Origin of the sequence: Streptomyces marianii (assembly GCF_005795905.1) — a bacterium.
Taxonomy (GTDB): domain Bacteria; phylum Actinomycetota; class Actinomycetes; order Streptomycetales; family Streptomycetaceae; genus Streptomyces; species Streptomyces marianii.
The window spans coordinates 43,333-63,388 of sequence record NZ_VAWE01000001.1 but is presented as its reverse complement, the minus strand read 5'-3'; the positions used below and the strand labels follow the sequence as shown (position 1 = coordinate 63,388).

General features: G+C 69.3%; 16 protein-coding genes. 10 read left to right on the top strand and 6 right to left on the bottom strand.

Translation table 11 applies throughout. The features are described from left to right. Nucleotides 1-55: 55 nt before the first annotated feature. Nucleotides 56-736, top strand: a complete 681-nt coding sequence (locus FEF34_RS00235; RefSeq protein WP_138051333.1) for a fatty acid desaturase family protein — start codon at nucleotides 56-58, stop codon at nucleotides 734-736. Here the strand turns inward: FEF34_RS00235 and FEF34_RS00230 are convergent. Then, nucleotides 696-1,304 carry a TetR/AcrR family transcriptional regulator gene (locus FEF34_RS00230; RefSeq protein ID WP_138051331.1) on the bottom strand — a complete coding sequence of 203 codons (609 nt, stop codon included), beginning with the start codon at nucleotides 1,302-1,304 and terminating at the stop codon, nucleotides 696-698. The two genes, FEF34_RS00235 and FEF34_RS00230, sit on opposite strands and share 41 nt — an antisense overlap. A 149-nt stretch (nucleotides 1,305-1,453) precedes the next feature. Here FEF34_RS00230 and FEF34_RS00225 point away from each other — a divergent pair, with 149 nt between their 5' ends. The 7 genes from FEF34_RS00225 (at nucleotide 1,454) to FEF34_RS00195 (ending at nucleotide 8,521) form a co-directional block, all read left to right on the top strand. After that, the gene (locus FEF34_RS00225; protein ID WP_138051329.1) at nucleotides 1,454-2,314 is read left to right on the top strand and encodes an alpha/beta fold hydrolase; all 861 of its coding nucleotides are present in this window, start codon (nucleotides 1,454-1,456) and stop codon (nucleotides 2,312-2,314) included. After that, a complete protein-coding gene (locus FEF34_RS00220) occupies nucleotides 2,314-3,087 on the top strand; it encodes a thioesterase II family protein (RefSeq protein ID WP_138051328.1) in 774 nt (257 codons plus the stop codon). Before FEF34_RS00225 ends, FEF34_RS00220 begins: the two co-directional genes overlap by 1 nt. A gap of 11 nt (nucleotides 3,088-3,098) precedes the next feature. Continuing rightward, complete coding sequence (locus FEF34_RS00215) at nucleotides 3,099-4,577, top strand: aldehyde dehydrogenase family protein (protein WP_199800616.1); 1,479 nt, start codon at nucleotides 3,099-3,101, stop codon at nucleotides 4,575-4,577. A 108-nt stretch (nucleotides 4,578-4,685) separates the two neighbouring features. Then, the gene (locus FEF34_RS00210; protein WP_171052752.1) at nucleotides 4,686-5,633 is read left to right on the top strand and encodes an LLM class flavin-dependent oxidoreductase; all 948 of its coding nucleotides are present in this window, start codon (nucleotides 4,686-4,688) and stop codon (nucleotides 5,631-5,633) included. Next, nucleotides 5,626-6,465: an LLM class flavin-dependent oxidoreductase gene (locus FEF34_RS00205; protein WP_138051326.1), complete on the top strand. Its 840-nt coding sequence runs from the start codon at nucleotides 5,626-5,628 to the stop codon at nucleotides 6,463-6,465. Before FEF34_RS00210 ends, FEF34_RS00205 begins: the two co-directional genes overlap by 8 nt. A 46-nt stretch (nucleotides 6,466-6,511) precedes the next feature. Then, nucleotides 6,512-7,813, top strand: coding sequence for a DUF3533 domain-containing protein (locus FEF34_RS00200; protein ID WP_138051325.1), 1,302 nt, complete (start codon nucleotides 6,512-6,514; stop codon nucleotides 7,811-7,813). A gap of 132 nt (nucleotides 7,814-7,945) precedes the next feature. Further along, nucleotides 7,946-8,521 carry a hypothetical protein gene (locus FEF34_RS00195; protein WP_138051324.1) on the top strand — a complete coding sequence of 192 codons (576 nt, stop codon included), beginning with the start codon at nucleotides 7,946-7,948 and terminating at the stop codon, nucleotides 8,519-8,521. A 4-nt stretch (nucleotides 8,522-8,525) separates the two neighbouring features. On the opposite strand, the gene FEF34_RS43555 is transcribed toward FEF34_RS00195, so the two are convergent. Both FEF34_RS43555 and FEF34_RS00190 read right to left on the bottom strand, forming a co-directional pair. Beyond that, complete coding sequence (locus tag FEF34_RS43555; protein ID WP_267905163.1) at nucleotides 8,526-8,654, bottom strand: hypothetical protein; 129 nt, start codon at nucleotides 8,652-8,654, stop codon at nucleotides 8,526-8,528. Between the two features lie 33 nt (nucleotides 8,655-8,687). After that, on the bottom strand, nucleotides 8,688-9,998 hold the full coding sequence (locus FEF34_RS00190) for a hypothetical protein (protein WP_138051323.1): 1,311 nt from the start codon (nucleotides 9,996-9,998) through the stop codon (nucleotides 8,688-8,690). Nucleotides 9,999-10,420: 422 nt separating this feature from the next. Here FEF34_RS00190 and FEF34_RS00185 point away from each other — a divergent pair, with 422 nt between their 5' ends. After that, entirely contained in the window at nucleotides 10,421-12,805 is a 2,385-nt protein-coding gene (locus tag FEF34_RS00185) for a UvrD-helicase domain-containing protein (protein ID WP_234042172.1), read from the top strand. 222 nt (nucleotides 12,806-13,027) lie between these two features. Here the strand turns inward: FEF34_RS00185 and FEF34_RS00180 are convergent, their stop codons facing one another. Beyond that, complete coding sequence (locus tag FEF34_RS00180; protein ID WP_138051321.1) at nucleotides 13,028-13,930, bottom strand: hypothetical protein; 903 nt, start codon at nucleotides 13,928-13,930, stop codon at nucleotides 13,028-13,030. Between the two features lie 404 nt (nucleotides 13,931-14,334). Between FEF34_RS00180 and FEF34_RS42260 the strand changes: the two genes are divergently transcribed. After that, entirely contained in the window at nucleotides 14,335-14,532 is a 198-nt protein-coding gene (locus FEF34_RS42260) for a hypothetical protein (protein WP_234042171.1), read from the top strand. 156 nt (nucleotides 14,533-14,688) lie between these two features. On the opposite strand, the gene FEF34_RS00170 is transcribed toward FEF34_RS42260, so the two are convergent. Both FEF34_RS00170 and FEF34_RS00165 read right to left on the bottom strand, forming a co-directional pair. Continuing rightward, on the bottom strand, nucleotides 14,689-16,416 hold the full coding sequence (locus tag FEF34_RS00170) for an IS1634 family transposase (protein WP_138051320.1): 1,728 nt from the start codon (nucleotides 16,414-16,416) through the stop codon (nucleotides 14,689-14,691). A 522-nt stretch (nucleotides 16,417-16,938) separates the two neighbouring features. Beyond that, nucleotides 16,939-19,830, bottom strand: coding sequence for a class I SAM-dependent DNA methyltransferase (locus tag FEF34_RS00165; protein ID WP_138057183.1), 2,892 nt, complete (start codon nucleotides 19,828-19,830; stop codon nucleotides 16,939-16,941). Nucleotides 19,831-20,056 lie beyond the last annotated feature (226 nt).

The window sequence follows — 20,056 nt, the reverse complement described above, 5'->3', positions numbered from 1 at the left end:
CCTCCCGGTGCTCGTTGGCTTCGACAACCCCGAGCTACCGCGAGGCCCTGCCTTCATGCACCGACCCCACCGCGATCACCCGATCAAGACCCTTGTTCGACCGACAAACCCACTGATCGGAAAGCGGATGGCTTCTCAGGGCGTCAACCGGCTGCGGACCTTCGTGATACGCCATCAGGCACCGCTCTTCTTCCCGCTGCTCAACCTGGAGGCGGTCGGCCTGCGCGTCGGGTCCGTGATCGCCATCCGGCGCGGAGTGGTCCGGCGACCGCGGACCGAATCGGTCCTGCTCGCGCTGCACGCGCTCGCCTATGCGGTGGTGGTCTTCTCCCTGCTCGGCCCCCTTCTCGCGGTCGCGTTCATCGCCGTCCATCAGGGCTTGTTCGGCGTGTACCTCGGCTGCGTCTTCGCCCCCAATCACAAGGGGATGCCGGTCCGCGACGGCGACTCTGAGCCCGACTGGCTGAGCCGGCAGGTGCTCACCTCCCGGAACATCCGCAGCTCGCGGGTCCATGACTTCCTCTACGGCGGGCTCAACTACCAGATTGAGCACCACCTCTTCCCCACCATGCCGCGGCCCAACCTGCGCAAGGTGCGTCCGCTGACGCGGGCGCACTGCGCCACGCAGGACCTGCCGTACTACGAGGTCTCGGCGACCCGCTCGTACGTCGAGGTCCTGGCGCACCTGCGCCAGGTCACGGAGCAGGTGCGCCAGGAGTCGGCGCGGTCCGCGTGACTCCCTCCATCAGCAGTCCGATGAGGTCGCGGGTGTACGTCCCGGTGACCTCGCCCCGGCGTACCAGGATGCGCAGCCACAGCGCCCCGGCCATGGCGTCTACGAGGGGCGCCGGATCGGCGTCGGGCGGCAGCTCGCCGCGCGCCACCGCGCGTTCGAAGACCGGCTGGTGCCGTCCGAGCCGGTCGTCGAGGAACGAGACGACGAGCTCGCGCATCGCCTGATGGCGCACCGCGCCGACCAGGGCCGCCTCGATGACGGCCCGTCGGTGCTCGTCGTCCAGCAGAGCCAGTACCCGCTCGGCGAGCGCGGTCAGATCGCCGTGCAGGCTGCCGGTGTCGGCAAGCTCGAACTGCAGGAGATGCGAGTGCAGCAGCGCGTCGCGCAGCAGCTCGGACTTCGAGGGCCACCAGCGGTAGATGGTGGTCTTGTTCACCCCGGAGCGCTGGGCCACGCCCTCGATCGTCAGGGAGTCGTATCCCAGACCGCCCAGCAGGTCCAGCGCGGCAGTAAAGATCTCGGCCTTGCGTCGCGGTCCGCCGGCCTCCAAGTCCCGCCTGTCCTTCACTGCTCACGCCCTTCGTCTGTGCGGGCGCCGAGTCTACAACAACGCAACGTGGCGTTGCATTTGGCGGGTCCGGCCTCTAGTATGCAACGCAACGTTGCGTTCTAGGTTGCCGCCCGTCCGCGGGCGCACCACGCCTGGCAGGGGAATCGATGCGTGCTGACGGACTGGGAGATCCAGTTACCGGACTGACTCCGGCCCCCGACCGGCCCGGCATCTGGACCGCTGGACCCGCCGAGGGTATTCCCCTGGTGCTGGTCCATGGCATCCGGGTCTCCGCCCGGATGTGGAACCCGCATGCCCACCGGCTGGCCCCCCGATTCCGCATCACGGCCCCTGATTTGCCGGGGCACGGGACGCAACGCGACCGTCCCTTCAACCTGGAGGAGGCGGTCGAGCGGGTCGGGCTCGCCGTGGACGAGGCAGCTCTGGCCACCGGCCGCCGCCCTCTGGTGGCCGGTGGCTCCCTCGGTGGATACGTCGCCCTCGCCTACGGCGCCGCGCACCCGGTCCGGGCCGCCGCCGTCCTGGCGCAGGGCTCCACCGCCCGGCCCGACCGGATGACCGGCTTCGTCTACCGCACAATCGCCCGCGCCATTTGGGGACTCGGCCCGGCTCGCGCCGCCCGCCTCAACGACCGGGCACTCCAGCGCCGGCTGCCCCCCGACAGCTACCGGGCCGTCATGGCCGGCGGCCTCACCATGCACGCCTTCGTCGAAGTCGTCGAGGACCTCACACGGCGTGACTTCCTCAACGTCGCGGGGCGCTGCCGGCTCCCCGTGCTCTTCGTCAACGCCCGGAGCGACCGGCTCTTCCGCGCCCAGGAGCGCGAGTTCCTCCGCGCGGTCCGCGCCACCGGCGGATACGCCAGGCTGTTCCACGTGCCGGGCGCACACGACATGTCGATCAGCGATCCGGCCGCCTTCGCCGGAATCGTCGAACGCGGATACGAGCTCCTGTCCGGAGCCCGGCCCGACGCCTTCACCACCGGGCCCGAGGGGACGTCCCGGTGATGGCGTGGCTCCAGCAGTGGTCGCCGCCCGCACCTGACGGCACGACAACCGCCCGGATCCTGTGCCTGCCCTACGCCGGAGGCGGCGCGGGCAGCTACCGGCACTGGGGCCCGGCCATGCCCGCCGGAACCGAACTCCACGCCGTGGAGTTGCCGGGCCACGGCAGGCGGCTGACCGAGACCCCCGCAGCCGACGTCACCGAGATCGTCGAAACCCTGATCCCACTCGCGGCCCGCCCAGGACCGCCCACCATCCTCTTCGGGCACAGCATGGGCGCCCTGCTCGCCCATGAGCTCTGCCGCGCCATGACCGAACTCGGCACTCCTCCCGCCGCACTTGTGCTCTCGGCCATGTCTCCTGCCCACCTGGTGGACCGGGCGGCTTGCCGGGCACTGACCGGTGACCCCGTCGCGCTCCTAGACCACGTACGGGAACTCGGCGCCACCCCACCAGAAGTGCTGCGTACACCCGCGATGCGTGAACTCGTCCTGCGCACCATGCGGGCCGACCTCGGGCTCCTCGCCGCTTTCCCCGACCCGGCGGACCCGGTCCCCGCTTCCGTGGCCGTCCTCGCGCTGAGCGGACGGTCCGATGACGTGTACCCGCCGCACACCGTCGCCTCCTGGGAGCCGTTCGCGGAGCGCTGGCGAGGGATGCGTGTCCTGGACGGCGGCCACTTCTTCCCCTGGCGGGACGACACCGTCCCCGACTTGATCGCCTCCCTCGCCAGGGACATCGCCTCGGACCACGGCACGTGCAACGCCCTACCGTGAAGGAGAACGACGTGACAGACACCCAGATCGACACGGCAACAGCGGAGTTCACCTCCCTGAACCCGGCGTCCGGGGAGGCGGTCGGCACGTTCCCCTCCGAGGACGAGACAGCCGTACGGCGCAAGATCCAGCGGGCCCGCGAGGCCGCCGCCTGGTGGGACGCTCTCGGCCACGACGGCCGCCGGACCCGACTGCTGACCTGGAAGCGCGTCATGACACGCCGTCGCGCGGAGATCATCGACCTGCTGCGACGCGAGAACGGAAAGGTCCGCGCGGACGCCGTCATCGAGCTCTCCGTTACCCTCACCCACGTCGACTGGGCGGCCCGGCACGCCCGCAGGGTGCTCGGCCGTAAGCGGATGCCCACCGGACCCCTGATGTTCAACCAGGCCGCATCCCTGGAGTACAAGCCCTACGGAGTCGTCGGAGTCATCGGCCCCTGGAACTACCCGGTGTTCACCCCGGTCGGTTCCCTCGCCTACGCCCTGGCTGCAGGCAACGCCGTCGTCTTCAAGCCCAGTGAATTCACCCCCGCCTGCGGGAGCTGGCTCGTCGACACCTTCGCCGAGGCCGTGCCGGAACACCCCGTCCTCCAGCTCGCCACCGGGGCGGGCCCCACCGGCGCAGCACTGTGCACCTCAGGCGTGGACAAGATCGCCTTCACTGGCTCCCGCGCCACCGGCTCCCGCATACTCGCCGCCTGCGCCCCCTCCCTCACCCCGGTCCTCCTTGAACTCGGCGGCAAGGACGCCCTCGTCGTCGCCGAGGACGGCGATGTCGATGCGGCGGTCGAAGCGGCTCTGTGGGGCGGCTGCGCCAATGCGGGCCAGTCGTGCACGGGAATCGAGCGGGTATATGTCGCCGACGCCGTCTACGAGCGGTTCGTCGCCCGGCTGACCGGACGGGCGCGCCAGATACGCGCACGCGAGGACTTCGGCCCGATCACCATGCCCGCACAGCTCGAGATCATCCGCCGCCACATCGACGACGCGCTCGAACGCGGCGGCCGCGCGCTCGTCGGCGGCCCCGAGTCCGTCAGCCCGCCCTATGTGCTCGGCCCCGTCGTCCTCACCGACGTCCCGGAGGACTCCGCCGCCCTGCGCGAGGAGACCTTCGGCCCCGTCCTGGTCGTCAACCGGGTCCGGGACGCCGAGGACGGCGTACGCCGAGCCAACGACTCCGCGTACGGGCTGGGGGCGTCACTCTTCGCGTGCCGCGGAACCACCGCCCTTGCCCGTACCTTGCGCTCCGGGATGGTCAGCGTCAACGACGTCATGGCCTTTCCCGGCGTGCCGTCTCTGCCGTTCGGCGGAGTGGGCGCCTCGGGCTTCGGCCGCATCCATGGAACTGACGGCTTGCGGGAGTTCACGGTCCCGCACGCCGTGACCCGCCGCCGCTTCCAGGCGCCGCTGGCCATCTCGACGTACGCCCGCGGTGCCAAGGACATCGCGCGGCTGGAGCACATCGTCCGGCTCTTCGGATCCCGCTGAACGGTCCAGCCGCACCAACCGCAGATCCCAGGGGGAGAACACATGCACAGCGGAGCCGCCAGACGGCTTTCACTCGGAGTGCGGCTGCACGGAGGGGAGAAGAGGGCCATGGGCCTGCAGGTCCCGCCCGCGCCGCCCGACCCGTACGACTACCCGTTCCTCGAATTCCTGGCCCTGGAGCTGGAGCGGGGACGCCTGGACACCCTGCTCGTACCGGAAGTGCTCCGGCTTCCGGGTGACGCACAGGACAGTGCCGCAGGCCAGGAGTTCGAGGCCACCACCTTGCTCGCCGGCCTCGCCGGAGCCACCGACCGAATAGGCATCGCCGCCGCGACCACGGCGACCCCCGGGCGGGCCGAGGCCATCGCCCGCAGGTTCGCCTCGCTGGACGTACTGTCGGCGGGCAGATCCGGTTGGCAGCCCGCTCCCTCATCAGACCCGGACGCCCTGGCAGAGGAGACCGAGGACGGCGAACTGCGCCGCAAGATCACCGGAGAACTCCTCGACGAGGTCCACGGCCTCTGGGCCGCCGCGAAGCAAGACCGCCCCTCCAGCCCAGCCCCGGTTCCGCAGGGCCGTCCGGTGCTCTTCCAGACTGCCGACACCGCCCCCGACCGCGCCCTGGCCACCCGTCACGCCGACGTCGTCCTCGCTGGCCGGCTGCCCCTGGAGGCGGCCCGCGCCCGCTACGCCGAGATCAAGGCCGAAGCCGCGACCCACGGCAGGCAGCCCGAGCAGCTGGTCGTCTGGGCGGAGCTGACGCCCCTTGTCGTGCACCACTGGGATCCGGCGCGGGGGAAACCGGACGGTGAGGTACTCGCGGGCACGCCCGCGCAGATCGCCGACCAGATCGAGCAGTGGTTCGAGCTGCGGGCCTGTGACGGCTTCGCCCTGTCCTTCCCCTCCCTGCCCGGACCGCTCGTCGACTTCGTGGACCACGTGATCCCCGAATTGTGGCGGCGCGGCCTGTTCCCCAGCGACTACGAGAGCCGCACGCTGCGGCAGAACCTCGGCCTGCGGTCGTACGCCCCGGCCACGGAAGGCATCCATGCCTGAACTGCTGACGCCCATGACCGAACTGAAGACGCCCCACGTCCCGCTCCTCTTCGCCGCGCTGCCGGCCGTACGCCCCGCCAGGGACAACGTGCCGTGGCAGCGGCCGCTGACCGAGGCTGCCGTCGCCGCCGAGCAAGCCGGAATCGACGCCCTCGTAGTCGAGCACGGTGCCGGTCTCCAAGAACCCGTCCTGGACCCCGTCGTCGTACTCGCGGGCCTCGCACCCCGCACCTACCGCCTCGGCCTCGTCGCCGAGGTGCCCAGTTCCTCGGGTGAACCCGAGCGGTTGGCAGGGGAGCTCGCCTCACTCGACACCATCAGCGGCGGCCGCGCGGGCTGGCTCGTCCCGGAACCCGAGGGGCAGTTCGGACCTGAACTCGACGGCCAGTTCGTGCCTGCATCCGACGGGCAGTCCGGACCGAAGTACGGGCCCGCCGAAGCATTCATCGACGAGGTCGGCGAGCACTGGAAAGGGCGACGCCCGCTCGTCCTCACCTCGTGGCCCCACAGCCCCTCGGCGACCCGCCAGGCCGACGACACCGTGGGCCCGCCGGCCCCATCCGGCCTCGCCCTCAAGACATTCACCGTGGCCCTCGAACCGGGCGAGGCGGTGGCCCAGAGGCTCGCGGCCGCGCTCGCCGACGGCCGCACCGACGGCCTCCTGCTCCGCTTCCCCGGCGGCAGCGCGGGATTGCTCCGCTTCGCACACGAGATCGTGCCGATACTGCGGGACCGCGCCCTGCTGCCCGAGCGGACGGCGAACCCCCGGCAGCTTCGGGCCCGGCTCGGACTGGAACGCCCGATCGCAGCGCCCCATGGACCCGCCGCCTGAACAGGCCTACCCACTTACGAATACGAAGTACTGAAAGGCGGCCCTCGTGCGGGCAACGGCCCTGTGGAAGCAACCTCGCGGCTGGCTGGCAGTGATCGTCGGCAGCCTGCTCGCGGCAGTGATCACCATGGCCTACATCGGACCGGCATCCGATCCGCAGGCGAACGTCCGGGACCTCCCCCTGGTCCTTGTCAACGCCGACGAGGGAGTGCGCGCGGGAGACTCCCGCGTGCGGCTGGGCAGCGACATCAGCACCCAGATCGAACAGACCGCGCATCGCGACGGCCGGGTCGCCTGGCGGACCGTCGGCTCCCTGCAAGCAGCCGAGCAACTGCTCGCGCGGGACGAGGCCTACGCCGGACTCGTCCTTCCGCGCGACTTCAGCCGAAAGGCGATGTCCCTCGTCACGCCGGACGGACGGCCGGAACGTCCCACGATGACGGTTCTCACCAACGAGGGCGCCGGAGGAGTGGCCTCCTCGATGGCCGAGAAGGCCGCCCGGCAGACCGCCGCGGAGACCTCCGCCAGCCTCGGCACACAACTCACGGAGCGCATGCAGGCCACCACGGCCACCGCCAGGCCCGACGCCGCCCGGCTCCTGCTGCTCCAGGACCCGGTCCGCACGCTCACCGAGCCCGGTCAGACGGCCTCCGGTGCCGCGGCGGGAGGGTCCATGACCCTCTATCTGACGATCGCCGTGCTGCTGGCCGGACTGCTGCCCGCGATGCTGCTCACGATGGTGGTCGACGCCGCGCTCGGCTACGGCGCATGGGAAATAGGGCCGCGCCGCACTCTGCGGCCCCTCGTTCGCATCGCCCGTACCTCGACCTTCGCGGCGAAGGCGGGAATCGGCGCGGCCACCGGATTTGCTGCGGGCAGCGCAGTGATTGCCGTCGCGGTGTGGGGACTGGACGTGGAACCAGACCAGCCGCTACAGCTCTGGATGTTCGCCGGCATGGCGTGCGCGGCGATCACGCAGCTGACGCTGGCGCTGTTCGCCGTCTTCGGCATGGCAGGTCAATTGCTCGCGCTACTGACGGTGACACTACTCGGCGTCCCGCTGTCCGGTGCAACGATTCCGGTGGAGGCCCAGCCGGGGTTCGCCGCGTCGATGGGTGAGCTACTCCCAGCTCGGCACGTCACGGAGGGGATCCGCTCGCTGCTCTTCTTCGACGGGCTGGGGTCCGGTCTGGGCCGGGCTTGGGCGGTGCTCGTCATTTACGCGGTCGGGGCGTTCTTGGTCGGGCTGGTGGTGTCGCGTCTGTACGACCGGTGCGGCTTCGACCGGGCGACGCAGCTGGAACTCGCCCAGCAGCAGCCGCAGCTACCCGCGGCGGCCGCTGTTTGACCCTGGGTATTCAGCGGAATAGGTCGATCTGACTGATCGACAGCGAAAGGTGCCGCCTGAGCTGGAACGATGTGGTCGAGTTCGCAGCGTTCGAGAGATCAGGGGCACCATTCTGGTGACGGAGACTACCGGGTGGGACCGGCGCTGTCCGTGGCTGCCGACGGGAAGGGGCTGATCGGGTATGCGGGTGCGGTGCTGCTGCGCCGGCTGGCGGACCGTACGGGACTGACGGCCGCGCTGGCGGCCGCGCTGCCCGGGGCGGGCGGCCACGGCTGGCGCGATCGGGGCGCGGTGCTGGTGCAACTCGCGGTGGCGATCGTGATGGGGGCACGGAACCTGAGCGAGGCGGAGGCCCTGCAGGCCCACCACCAGGGCCTGTTCGGGCCGGCGGTGTCGGACTCCACGACCCGCCGCGCGCTCGCCGACCTGGACGAGCAGGCGCTGGTTCGCAGCCACATGGACAAGCGCCCGCCGGTTTTCACCGGTGCCTCCACCGCGAAGATCCTCATCCGGGTGGACGGCGCGGGGGCGACTCACGGCCTCCACGAGGGACCGTTCCTCCAGCGTGGTGATGTCGGCGTGCGGGAGGGTGGGGTCGATGACGACGCGGCCCCAGGCGTTGACGTGCTCAGTGATCAGGCGAGCGTGACGGGACGCGGTGGGATGGGGGAACGTCCACCGTCTGTGAGCGATCACGAAATTACGTGACCGTTCACACCGTCGTTGCGCCGGCGGCGGGCGCGTGCGGGGCGGGGTCGAGCAGGCCGGCTTGGACCAGTAGCCGGGCGGTGGCCGCACAGATGGCCTCGCGGTGGTGGAAAGGGCAGTGTTCGGGCTGCATCGGCTCCTTCTTCTCGTGAGGGAGCGCGCCATGCTAGCCCCCGTCCGGGGCGCGGCCGGGCCGGCTATCGGTCGAGGGCGGTGATCCCGGCTTCGAGGGCCTTTTGCGTGCCCAGTGCGATGCTGCCGGGTGCGCCGATGCGGGCCAGGGCGTCCCACTGCGCGGGGGTGACCATCGCGTGGACCTTGATGTCCTCCAGCGGGCCGACGGAGCCGTCGGGACGCGCGCCGACTCGGTGGCGCGGCCGGTCCACATCTCGGTGAGCTGTTCGAGCATGCGCTGGTGCCATTCCTCGGGCAGGGGCCCGTGTTTCTCGGCGGCTGCCTGGGCGATCACGTGTGCGGCGGCGCCGGAGGGCAGGGCGCCCAGTTCGCGGACGATGAGTGCGAGGCGCTTGGCGAGGCCGTCGAGGGTGGCCGCGTACGTGTCGCTGCCGCTGTACAGCGCCTCGTGCACGTCCCGGTGCATCTCGTCGCTGATGCTCTCGGCCGCGACCTCCTCGATGGGCCGCTGCTGGATGTCGGCCGCGCGGCGCAGGCGCCTGGCGCTCTGGCCGGTCAGGCGGATGGTCACGGTCAGCTCGGCGTGCTCGCCCACGGCGTCGTCGGCGGGGTGTGGTGCTGGGGTGTCCATGGGCGCTGACCGTAGTACCCGGCCGCCCGCGAGCGCAGCGCCTTCGACCCGTGCAGCGGGCTCGACGTGCTCGGTGGTCACTGTCACTGCGCCGGGATCGGGCGCGTCGGGTGGGGCGGTGGTGTCCGTCTGCGGGCTTGGGAGGAGGTGGTCGAGCCAGTCGCGGGCGGCCCAGGCGGCGCGGCGGATCACCTGCTCGTCGGCTCCGACGCGGGTGTGTACCCCGATGGTCCGGTTGATGCGGGCGTTGACGTCGCGGTGTGTGGCGCCGGTGGCCGCGACGAGCTGGTGCACCATCGCGGTCAGCCGCATGCGCGGGTGGGGCCCGGTGTCGATCTCATCGCCCCAGACCGCGTCCGGCTCCTGGTCCATCTCCGATTCGAACGCCGCGCACCGGCCGCAGAAGTCGAAGATGCCGTCGACTTCGGCCTTGCCGCAGGCCAGGCACACGTAGCCGTCGCAGGTCGCGCACAGGCTGGAGGCGCTGTCGGCGTCGCGGCCCCAGGCACGTTCCTGGGAGACGCACTGGCCGGTGCACGGCCGGGGGACATAGCGTGCCATGGCCGGTGCCGGCTGCGCCTGTTCGCCCTGTTCTTCGCGTGCGGCCGCCTCCGCTGCCCGGCGGGCGGCGTACTCGGCGTTTGCCCGGGCGCGGGCTTCCTGGCAGGCGGCCCATTCCGCCGGCGTGAGGTGGCTGGCGCACGCCGCCACGGGGGCGGGGAGATCGTCGTAGCGGGGCCACTCGGCGGCCTCCCGGCGGCATAAGCGCGGGTCGACTTGGCCCGGCGGGTACACGTCGCCATCCCGCACCTCCCATCTGCTCACACGGCCGGGCATCAACGCGGTGCCCAGCGGTCCCCAACCTGCGGCAGCATAGAAACCAGGACTGACAACTCTTGCCGGAATCAGGGAAGTTCGTTGTCTCGATTGCGCCGACGGGGATGCTTCGCCAGGAGGCGGGGGAGGGGGAAACCGGCAGCACAACAGGCTCGCGGTGCTGCCTTGCAGGCTGCCCCGGTTCGGCCGAAACTGGCTACCGAACGTATGACTGTATTGACGGTTGGTCATCGGCTACTTCAGCCTCTGGGGTTGCGGTACATGAAGCCGCGCTTCCCAGAGAGGAATCCATGGCCATGGAGCCGACGAAGGAGCAGCAGGCTGCCCGTGAGGTGTTCGCCTCCGGCCGGGACCTGGCCCTGGTCGCCGGAGCGGGGACGGGCAAGACGTCCACGCTGATCCTGATGGGCGCCGCGACCCGCAAACGCGGGCTGTGTGTGGCGTTCAACCGGGCGATCGCCGACGACGCCCGCGGGCGATTCGGGCCGAACGTGGAGTGCCGTACCGCGCACTCCCTGGCCTTCAGGGCTGTCGGCCACCACTACCGTGAGCGTCTGGATGCCTCGGCGCGAATGCCCGCCAAGCACACCGCCCGCCTGCTCGGCATCACCCGTGACCTTGACGTGGGCTCCCGCCAGATCAAGGTCACTCACGCCGCGCGCCTGGTGATGGGCGTGGTCCGCAAGTTCTGCTACACCACCGACCGGCAGGTCATGGCCCGCCACATGGAGCCGGTCAACGGCCTCGACGGCCTCGGCCAGGACTATCTCGCCCGGACCCTGCTGCCCTACGCGCACCGTGCGTGGGAGGACATCTGCTCGCCCGCGGGCCGGCTGCGGTTCGAGCACGACCACTACATGAAGCTGTGGGCGATGACCTCCCCGCAGCTCGGGGCGGACTTCGTCCTGCTGGACGAGGCCCAGGACACCAACCCCGTCCTGGAGGAGGTCTTCCTCGCCCAGGACGCGCAGCGGGTGTGCGTCGGGGATCCCGCCCAGCAGATCTACGGCTGGCGCAACGCGCGCGATGTGATGACCGGCTTCCCCGCCGAACAGCTACGCCTGACCCAGTCCTTCCGCTTCGGCCCGGCCATCGCCGAGGTGGCCAACCGGTGGCTGGGACACGCCGAGTCGGAGATGCAGCTGACCGGCCACGGACCCGGCTCCCGCGTGGGTGAGGCGGCGCAGCCCGAGGCGGTGCTGTGCCGGGGCAACGTGGACGCGATGAGCGAGGTCCTGTCCTACCTGGAGCTCGGCATCCCGGTGGCGCTGACCGGCGGAGGCAGCGCGCTGCAGCGCATCGCCAAGGCCGCACTCGAGCTCAAGGCCGGGCAGCGCACCAGCCACCCGGAGCTGTTCTTGTTCTCCTCCTGGGGCGAGGTGCAGGAGTACGCCGAGCAGGACAAGGCCGGCCAGGACCTCAAAGCGATCATGCAGCTGGTCGACACCTACGGCCCCGACCAGATCATCGCCGCGGTGGACCGTCTGTCCCCGGAGGAGAAGGCGCAGGTCACCGTCTCCACCGCGCACAAGGCCAAGGGACGGGAGTGGCCGTCGGTACGCATCGGCAAGGGCTTCATGGCCCCGTCGGTGGACGACCACGGCCTGCAGCGCGCGCTGAACGCGAGCGAGGCCCGCCTGATCTACGTCGCGGTCACCCGCGCCCGCCATCTGCTGGACACCGAGGGCATCGCCTGGATCGACGCGTACGAAAAGACCATGGCCGGCGCCGGCCGGGACGGCACGGTAGCCGGGCGGCCGATGATCGAGCTCAGTCTGACCGGGCAGCTGAAGTACGACTCCTCACCGATCTCGCAGTTCATGGCCGCCCACCTCCCGTACAGCCAGAACCTGGTGGGCGACTATCAGGCGCGCATCGTCGGCCTCCCTCACCCGGTGCAGCCGATCGACGTGCAGTACCCGAACTGGTCGGCCCTCGGCCACGCCGTCGACTACCGCCTCCGTCTCAGCCTCGGCGGGCGGCTCGGACTGGCCGTTGTCGCCGGCGTCATGTTCCTTGACGAGACCGGACCGCTGCGCGGCGCACCGGCGCGTGGGGCCCGAGCGGCCCTGCACACGGCAGGCCGCGAACTGCTGGCCACCGTCGATGCCTACCTCGCCGACCCCGGCAGCCTGGACGAGAACGCGCTCATCCGGCTGTGCTTCGTGGCCGGCTTCTTCGAGGACATCGCCCGCACCGGTGAGATCCGCCGCTTCAGCATGCTCAGCTCCGCCACCCCCGCCACGACCCTGGCCGACCTCTCCGCGGCGGTCCCCGAGTACGTTGTGACCGACATCGGCCAGCAGATGCGGCTCGCCGAGGGTCCGTTCGCCGCCTTCCGGGCTCTACCGCAAAGGGCCCGCGTGTGCGGTCCGGTCTTCGCCGGCAGCGGCGACATCGCCGACGCCGACTTCATCCTCGGCGGCCTGCTGCTGGACTGCAAAGCCACCAAGGACCCCCGCCGCCTGGGCCGCGAGGAGATATATCAACTCGCCGGATACCTCCTGCTGGACTACGACGACGAGTTCGGCATCGACCAGGTGGGCCTGTACCTCTCCCGCCAGGGCGGCCTGATCACCTGGGACGGAGCCGACTTCCTGCGGAGGCTCGGCGCGAGCGCCCCTCTGCCGCAGCTGCGCGCACAGCTGCGCCGGCACCTGCACGAGGCAGCCCGCCGCTGAAAGCCACGGCGGGCTGATCAGTTCCGTCAACCGTCTTTCAGCCGAGCGGGGCGGGAAGGGTGGCCGACCTCGTTGTACGTCCGCGATGCCGGTGAGGGCCCCATGGCGGGCCCCGGCTGCACCTTTCCAGGCGGTGGCGCAGCTGCGGGCGTCGGCCGTCCGGGCGTGGCGACGGCTGGCGGCCGCCCTGGGCTCTTCTACGAAAGTGCGGGGCACAGAGGGTCAGTTGTCGCGGCGTGGGGCGTGGTCGAAGAAGCGGTTGTCGGTGTCGATGCGGATTTCTCGCACGCCGGGATAGGGGCGGGGGAGGGGGTCGTTGGTGGCGGCGATGACCTGGCAGGCGTAGCCGTCGGGGGAGGGGTCGTCGGCGATGTCGATGAGGGTGTCGATCAGGCGCAGGCCGGTGTCGTGGTCCAGGCCCTTGGCTCCGAGGCCGGCCAGCGGCGAGTCGATGACCATCAGCGGCGGCACTCGGACGCCGCGGTCGACGCGGCCGAGATCGCGCAGGGCCAGCAGCAGCGCGACGTTGGTGGCCACCTTGGGGCTTCCGGCGACCGAGCTCTCGGCGAAGGTCTTGTCGGCGGTGTGCCGTTCCTTGACGCGGGTGGTGAAGTCGGCGGGGTCGATGTGGGCGGTCTCGACGTCGGGGTTGATCTGCTTCAGCCGGGCAAGGAAGAACTCCGACCAGCGGCCGGTGACTTCCTTGCGGCGCACGTCGTGGGCGGTGACCGCGGCATCCCGGGCGGCCTGCGCCGTCTCCATCTGTTCCTTGGCCGCCTGGATGACCTGCTCCTGGGCGCTGATGTAGTCGGCCGACTCCAGGCGTTCCTTGAGCTGGGCGACGTCGCGGCTCAGGCCGTGGGCCTCCTTCTCGGCCTGTTGCGCGGCCTTGCGGGCGGGCTGGAGATGGCCCTCGTCGTAGGCGTCGCGGGCGGTGAGCGCGGCCGCGGCCGCCGTATCCGCCTCGGCGGCCTGGTCGGCGGCGGCAGCCGATGCCTCCTGAAGGCTCCGCAGTCTGAGCAGGAGCCGGTCCACCTTCGCACGGGCTGCGGCGATCTGCTGCTCGCGCCGGTCTTCGACGCCGTCGTGGCTCTGACCGCATTTGACAAATCCGCCAGTGATCACTAGATGGATGATGCGTTGACCTTGGAATATAGTGATCGACCCCGGATTCTCGGCAGTGGCGCAGTGCAGTTCTGAGCTGGGTCTTTCTGACAGCTCTGAGACCTGAAGAGGCTCCGAAGTGCAGGTCTAGTGATCGTCTAGGAATGTAGTGATCGGCACGAGATTTTATACAGCTGCGTGGTGCGGAGAGTCAGGTATGTGCTGGTCAGGGGCGCATTTGGCAAATCGCGTCTGTGGTCGACTACTGAAGAGAAGCACGGCCACAGGCCAGGGGAGTGGGCCGTGTACGCGCTGGACAGGCAGGCCTGCAGAGGCTCCCCGCCTGCCGAACTCGCTGCGCCGAATAGTGGCGCTGCTTTCCTCGCTCTTCCAGAGACCCGCAGCGTCTTGGACAGTGCTCCCACGTGGTAGCTGCTGCCGATGGAGACGTCGTCTGTCAGGCCTGTCTCAAGAAGCCGGGCGACTGCGGTGGTGCCTGCGGCCTGTGCCAACGCATCGATGAGTTCTCCGCCGCCATCCACCAGTGGCTGGTGGTAACCGGCCGCATCGACCCCGCCGCGCACATCACTCACCTGGAAATCCGCACCTGGCGGCCCCGCTAACGCGCTAGCCAGATCCTCGCTCGTGACGGGGCCGGGCCGCTGGCCTGCGTTCCGCGTAATTCAGCGTCCTAGAGTCACGAATCTGGGGTCTGACCTGCGCGGACATGGGTGAGGGCGCCTGAGAGGCGTTTCTCTAGGCGCTGGTGTTCGTGCTGGTCAGCGGGGTGCGGGTTCGAGCGCGATGATCTGCTTCGGTGCGGGGATGTTGAGCTTGGCCAGCAGGTCCCTCTGGGGCTTGGTGAGGGCGGTGACCTGGCGGAACAGGCCGGTAGGGCCGGTGAACGTACCGAGGTGGAGCCGGTCGAGCTCGCGGCGGACGGTCGTCCAGGTCGCGTCGGCGCTGGTCTCGATGATGCGGATCAACAGGAGGGCGAGCCAGCAGAGGACGACGTGTGCGCGTATGCGTTCCTCGAGCCGGTGATAGACGGGCCGCAGGTCGATGATCTGCTTCATGTCCCGCCAGCCCCGCTCGACTTCGAGGAGCTGCTTGTATCCGAGTGCGATGTCCTCGGCGGACAGGCCCGGGTCGGAGCATCGCAGCAGGTACTTGCCGTCGAGGTTCTCCTCGGTCTTGATCTTCGCGGTGTCGATGCGGAGCTTGCCGGACGGGGTGGTGCGGAGGTAGCGGTTGAGGCCGGGCTTGTCGGCGATCTTGCCGCGGAGTTCGCCACGCTTGAAGTCGCTGAGCTTGTCGGTGTCTTCGATCAGGGTCGTGAGCTGGGAGACGAGTTGTTCGCGTATGTGCTGGTCACGGGTGGCGGCTTCGGGGTTGTGGCAGATCACGAACCGTTCGGTGTCGGAGATCCGCACCTCCTTGACCCGCATGTTCTGGGCGATCTCGCCGTAGCGGCCCTGGCGGGACAGGGCGGCCTTCACCTCCGGGCTGCCTGAGCGGAGTTTCTCGCCGACGATGTAGGCGTTGTCGCCCTGGCGGAGGTAGCGGCGGTTGCGTTCGCTGGAGAATCCCCGGTCGGTGACCCACACGATCTTGCTGAGGGTCCAGTCCCGCATGTCGTCCTTGACCTGCCGGATCAGCTTGCTGTCACCGGTGTTGCCGGGCCAGGACCAGACGCGGACCGGGATCCCGTCCCTCGTGACGGCCATCCCGATCACGATCTGCGGCAGGTCGTCGCGGGAGTCCTTCGACTTGCCGAAGGCACGGAACCCGGCCTGATCCGCGCTCTCGCCGTCCTCTTCAGCGGGTGGGCGGTCGTCCGTCAGGAGGCGGCCCTTGTCGTCGCGGGCGACGGGTCCGTCGGCCTCCTCCAGTTCGAAGTAGGTGCTGGTGGTGTCGAAGAACAGCAGGTCGACCTCGAGGTTGAGGAGGTTCGCGACCTCGTCGAACACCCGCTTCTCCAGGTCGTCGGTCACCTCGTGGAGCCAGTCCATCGCCCGGTAGCAGGCGTCGTCGTCGATGGCCGGCAGGCCCTCGACATGCACGTCGTGCGTGACCCAGTCCGCGGCGGCCAGCTTGGACGACGGAGCCAGGGCCCGGTTCGCGACCAGGGAGAACAGCACCCGCTCGGTCATCGACATGTCCCGGCGCCGGCCCCGTTTGGGCTGCCCGACCTGCCCGACGATCCTGTCGATCCTCAGCCGACGCCAGAGATGATCGAGGACATAGGTGCCGCCGAACGGGACCGACGAGACGAACTCCAGGTCACCCGCCGCCGTCGACGCCAGTGCCTCACCCGGCTCCAGCAGCCTCGATAGAGACGCGACCAGGCGCCTCACTGCGTCCCGGTCGAGGTCGTCCTCACGGCCGAACGTGAACAGCACCTTCGGGACCGCCCGGCCCTTTACCGGATCCCACTCGTTGTGGGCCAGGTGCAGGTACCGGACCGTGCCGGACTTGTTCTCCCGCTTCGTCGTCTTCACATACACGACTCCAGACCCTACGGAGCAACTCGAGGTCAGCGCAGGCGAATCCGCAGAATCGCGTCTCTAGGCGAATCTGCCCGCGTCACCAGCCTCCAGCCCACTGACCTGCACCTTCAGCCCGGTAGGGACTCCAGAACCCCCGAATTACGCGGAACGCAGGGCTGGGAGTCCAGAACCGTAATGCCCTTGGTTGTCGAGGCTGTCGGGCTCAGAAGGACGCGTGTCTGCCAGGAGTAGGCAATCCTGTCAGGCTCGCCGGTAAGAGGGCCAACCCGTCTTGGGCTGCCAGCAGCCAGCGTACGGAGGCAGTGAACCACTACTTGCGCCCATCGATCTCCTGGCGACGCCTGCTGGAAACGGCCCGTCTGGAGCACGGGCACCCCGGGGCCGTCACGAGTGCCGCCCGGCAGGCGAGTTGATCTGTCCCTGCGCAGGCTGTGAGGATCGTGACGCGCCGGGGCACCTCACGTCCTCTCCGATCTCCTCTCGCTCATCTGCTCGCGCCCTCATGTGTGGCTGCAACGTTCACGGGGTGCTCCACTCGCGCAGTGCCTTGAAAACGGAGTCGCTGTCCAGCTCGTGGCCTCGATCCAGGCTCTTGAGGAGAGCCGTGGAACTCGTCATGCGGTCGGGGTAGTACAGCTCGGGTGCCAGGCACGTGGGGCAGTCGCTCAGGAGGCAGAACGGCGAGAGGGGGAGGGGTTCGTCGTGTGGGGGGATGAGGTACAGCTGGTCGTCTGCCAGAGGGTGTGCCGTGTCGAAGGAGACCGTTGCGAAGTCGGGGTGATCGCCCATCAGGGCCAGGCCTGATACGCGGAACTTCCCGGCGTCGGGCATCCATTGAAGCCGGTCGGTGTGTACCCATCGGGTGTGCGCAAGGAATGCGCATCCCGAAAGGCTGCTGAGCATCAGCGGTTCGATGCGTCCAAGGCTCCTCTCCAGCTCGGCTCGTGTCCGGGGGCCTGCGCCGTGACGGATCTTGTTGCGGAGCTCGACCAATTGGTCAAGGTCGGCGAACAGGCCCTTTTTGCCCTTCTTGCGAGCTGTTGCCTCGACGAGGCCGGCGGCTGGGTCTCCGTGCTGGCGGGCGTCGTCGGCTACTGCCCTGACCACCCCCACCCAGTGGCCGAGAGAGACACCGCCCCGCTCAACGGACTGGCTCCACTGGGCGATGGCCGGCAGATCCTGACGGCCGCGGTCGGTGGCCAGGGCAAGGGCCATGATGCCCAGAGAAAGGATCAAGGACTCGGTGCACTGGATGGCTGCCTCGTGCTTTTCGGCCAGGGACAGGGCGTGGCGGAACTTGCGGACCGCGCGGGCTACGGCGTAGGGGTACGAATCCTGGAACAGCTTGTAGGGCTCGTTGTGTCGGCGCAGGTTCTGCGCGGTCAAGGAGCTGATCGCGGCGGCGTCATCGAGCCGCCCGCGCCGGGCCGAACCGGTTCCGCTTTCGAAAATCTGCATCCGTTTGCGGTGGAGATCGTCCTGGATGCGTGCGGCTTCCCGTTCTCCTTCGTCGAGCATGGCGAGGGCGGCGCGGATTTCCGAGAGGCTGCCGTCACACCGTGGGATCCAGATGTCGGCCATTTCGCGGGCCTTGATGTGCGGGATGACTCCGTACTTCGGCAGCTGCTGCTCGGCCAGAGCGCTGGACAGGTAGGCGATCACGTACTCGTGGGGCAAAGGCTCCTCGGTGAGCCGGATGACGATCAGGCCCTGGCCGGGCTGCACGCCGTCGTAGTGGCTCGGCACGCACGTCCAGTGGCGGGTCCCGGCGAGATCCCGTCCGATGATGTCGCCCTGCCGCAACCGGCGGCGGGGTTCGCGCTGGTCCGCGCGCAGGGGCAGGTCTGCCACGTCCGGTAGCGTGCTGGTCAGCAGGGTGGGTGTCAGAACCCGCCGTTGCCCGTCCGTGTCCGTCGCATCCGGTTCTTCGTCCAGATCGGCTTTGCGTACGGACCCGGGAAAGATTTCAGCGAAGTCCCCCAGACGGATGCCTTCCTGCGCGGCCCGCTGCATCTCATGGATCTGACGGAATCGCTCCAGTGACAGGTTGTAGTCCTCCGCGGCGATGTCCGCGGCTGTCACGCAGAAGCTCTGCTCGGACCGTGCACGCCGGCGCTCGCTGCTGCGCCGCAGCCGCCAACGCCGCATGAGATCCGGGAGGTTGTTGCGCGTGTGATCGACGGCATCCAGAACGCTGTCGGGAGCCAGCCCGAGCTTATCTTGCGCCAGCAGCGGCTCACGCCGGTCGTCCAGGCTGAAGCCGTCCGCCGTGAGATCGTAGAACCACACGCTGTCGTTCTGTCCGGCGTCCTTGGTGAAGAACAGGATCGCCGTCGATACCCCCGCATACGGCTTGAAGGTGCCGCCGGGCAGCTGGACCACAGCCTCCAGCCCGTGCACGTCCACCAGCAGGCGCCGAAGTTCGATGTGTGCAGAAGTCGAGCTGAACAGCAGACCGGCGGGGACGATCACAGCCGCGCGTCCCTTCGGCTTCAACAGCTCCAGAATCATGGCGAGATGAAGAAGCTCGGTCTTCTTCGTACGTACCATTGCGAGCAACTCGGGTGCGACGGCCTCGTAGTCGACGCTGCCCGCGAACGGGGGATGGGCCAGGACGACTGAGTAGCGCTCACGCTCCGTCCCGGTGCCCTCCGCCAGATTGTCCCGGTAGCGCAGATCAGCACCTTCGTAGCCCTGAAGAGCCAGCCGCATGCTGCTCAACCGCAGCATGGTCGTGTCGAAGTCAAACCCGTGGATCCTGCCGCTCACCTCCGCTGCGCTTTGCTGCGCGGTCTCCCGGCGGGACCGGTGGACGAACTGAGCAGCGGCAGCGAGGAGACCGCCCATGCCGCAGGTTGGATCGCACACCTCCTCGTCAGCTCCGGGCTCAGCCATCGCTGCCATCAGAGCCGCCAGATGAGGAGGCGTACGGAAAGCACCATAGGGACCGGCCGTGGCGATCCGGGCGAGCAGGTGCTCATACAGAGCGCCCGCGATGGCATCCCCCGCCGAGAGCGTCTCTTCCAGCAGGCCCACAACCCTGGCGAGGAGACTGGGGGTCGGGATCGTGAAACGAGCATCCTTGACGAGCTGCGAATAGCCCACTCCGGCGAAAGTGCGGCGACGCAGCCAGGGAAACACCTCGTCGGTCATCGACGTGTACATGCGTTGAGGTGTCAGGCGGATCAGTTGGGACCAGCGCAGATGCTGCTCATCCTGAGTGAAGACTGGCTGCTGCTGTGGGGATTCCTGCCGAACAGTCTCCCGCTCCCAGTGTTCCTGGACGGCGTCCAGCTCGCGGAGATAGAGGAGGTGGGATATCTGCTCCACGATCTCCAGCGGACTGGAGATTCCCGCTGCCCAGAAGGCGTCGAAGAGGCGGCTGGTGGTATGCCTGAGACCGTCGTTCATCACGCATCGGAGACTATCCGCGCTGTCCACGGCCCGGTGGCGCATCCCGGCAAACCGGCGGGCGCCTGCGCCACGAACGCCCCGCTCGAGGATGTGCTGACCGTGCATGTCTTGCCCAGGCCCGCAGCGGCGCCAGGACACGAGCGGACCGGATCTCGAGCCTTCGACGAGGCATTGCTGCCCAAGCGCGTGGGGCCCGGCCCGCGGGCCATCGGCGGTGACACGT

Bases quoted from the DNA above. Each gene is read 5' to 3' on its own strand.
- FEF34_RS00225 (WP_138051329.1), top strand. From the start codon at position 1,454: ATGCGTGCTGACGGACTGGGAGATCCAGTTACCGGACTGACTCCGGCC.
- FEF34_RS00185 (WP_234042172.1), top strand. From the start codon at position 10,421: ATGGAGCCGACGAAGGAGCAGCAGGCTGCCCGTGAGGTGTTCGCCTCC.
- FEF34_RS00220 (WP_138051328.1), top strand. From the start codon at position 2,314: ATGGCGTGGCTCCAGCAGTGGTCGCCGCCCGCACCTGACGGCACGACA.
- FEF34_RS00235 (WP_138051333.1), top strand. From the start codon at position 56: ATGCACCGACCCCACCGCGATCACCCGATCAAGACCCTTGTTCGACCG.
- FEF34_RS43555 (WP_267905163.1), bottom strand. From the start codon at position 8,654: ATGCAGCCCGAACACTGCCCTTTCCACCACCGCGAGGCCATCTGTGCG.
- FEF34_RS00205 (WP_138051326.1), top strand. From the start codon at position 5,626: ATGCCTGAACTGCTGACGCCCATGACCGAACTGAAGACGCCCCACGTC.
- FEF34_RS00210 (WP_171052752.1), top strand. From the start codon at position 4,686: ATGGGCCTGCAGGTCCCGCCCGCGCCGCCCGACCCGTACGACTACCCG.
- FEF34_RS00165 (WP_138057183.1), bottom strand. From the start codon at position 19,830: ATGAACGACGGTCTCAGGCATACCACCAGCCGCCTCTTCGACGCCTTC.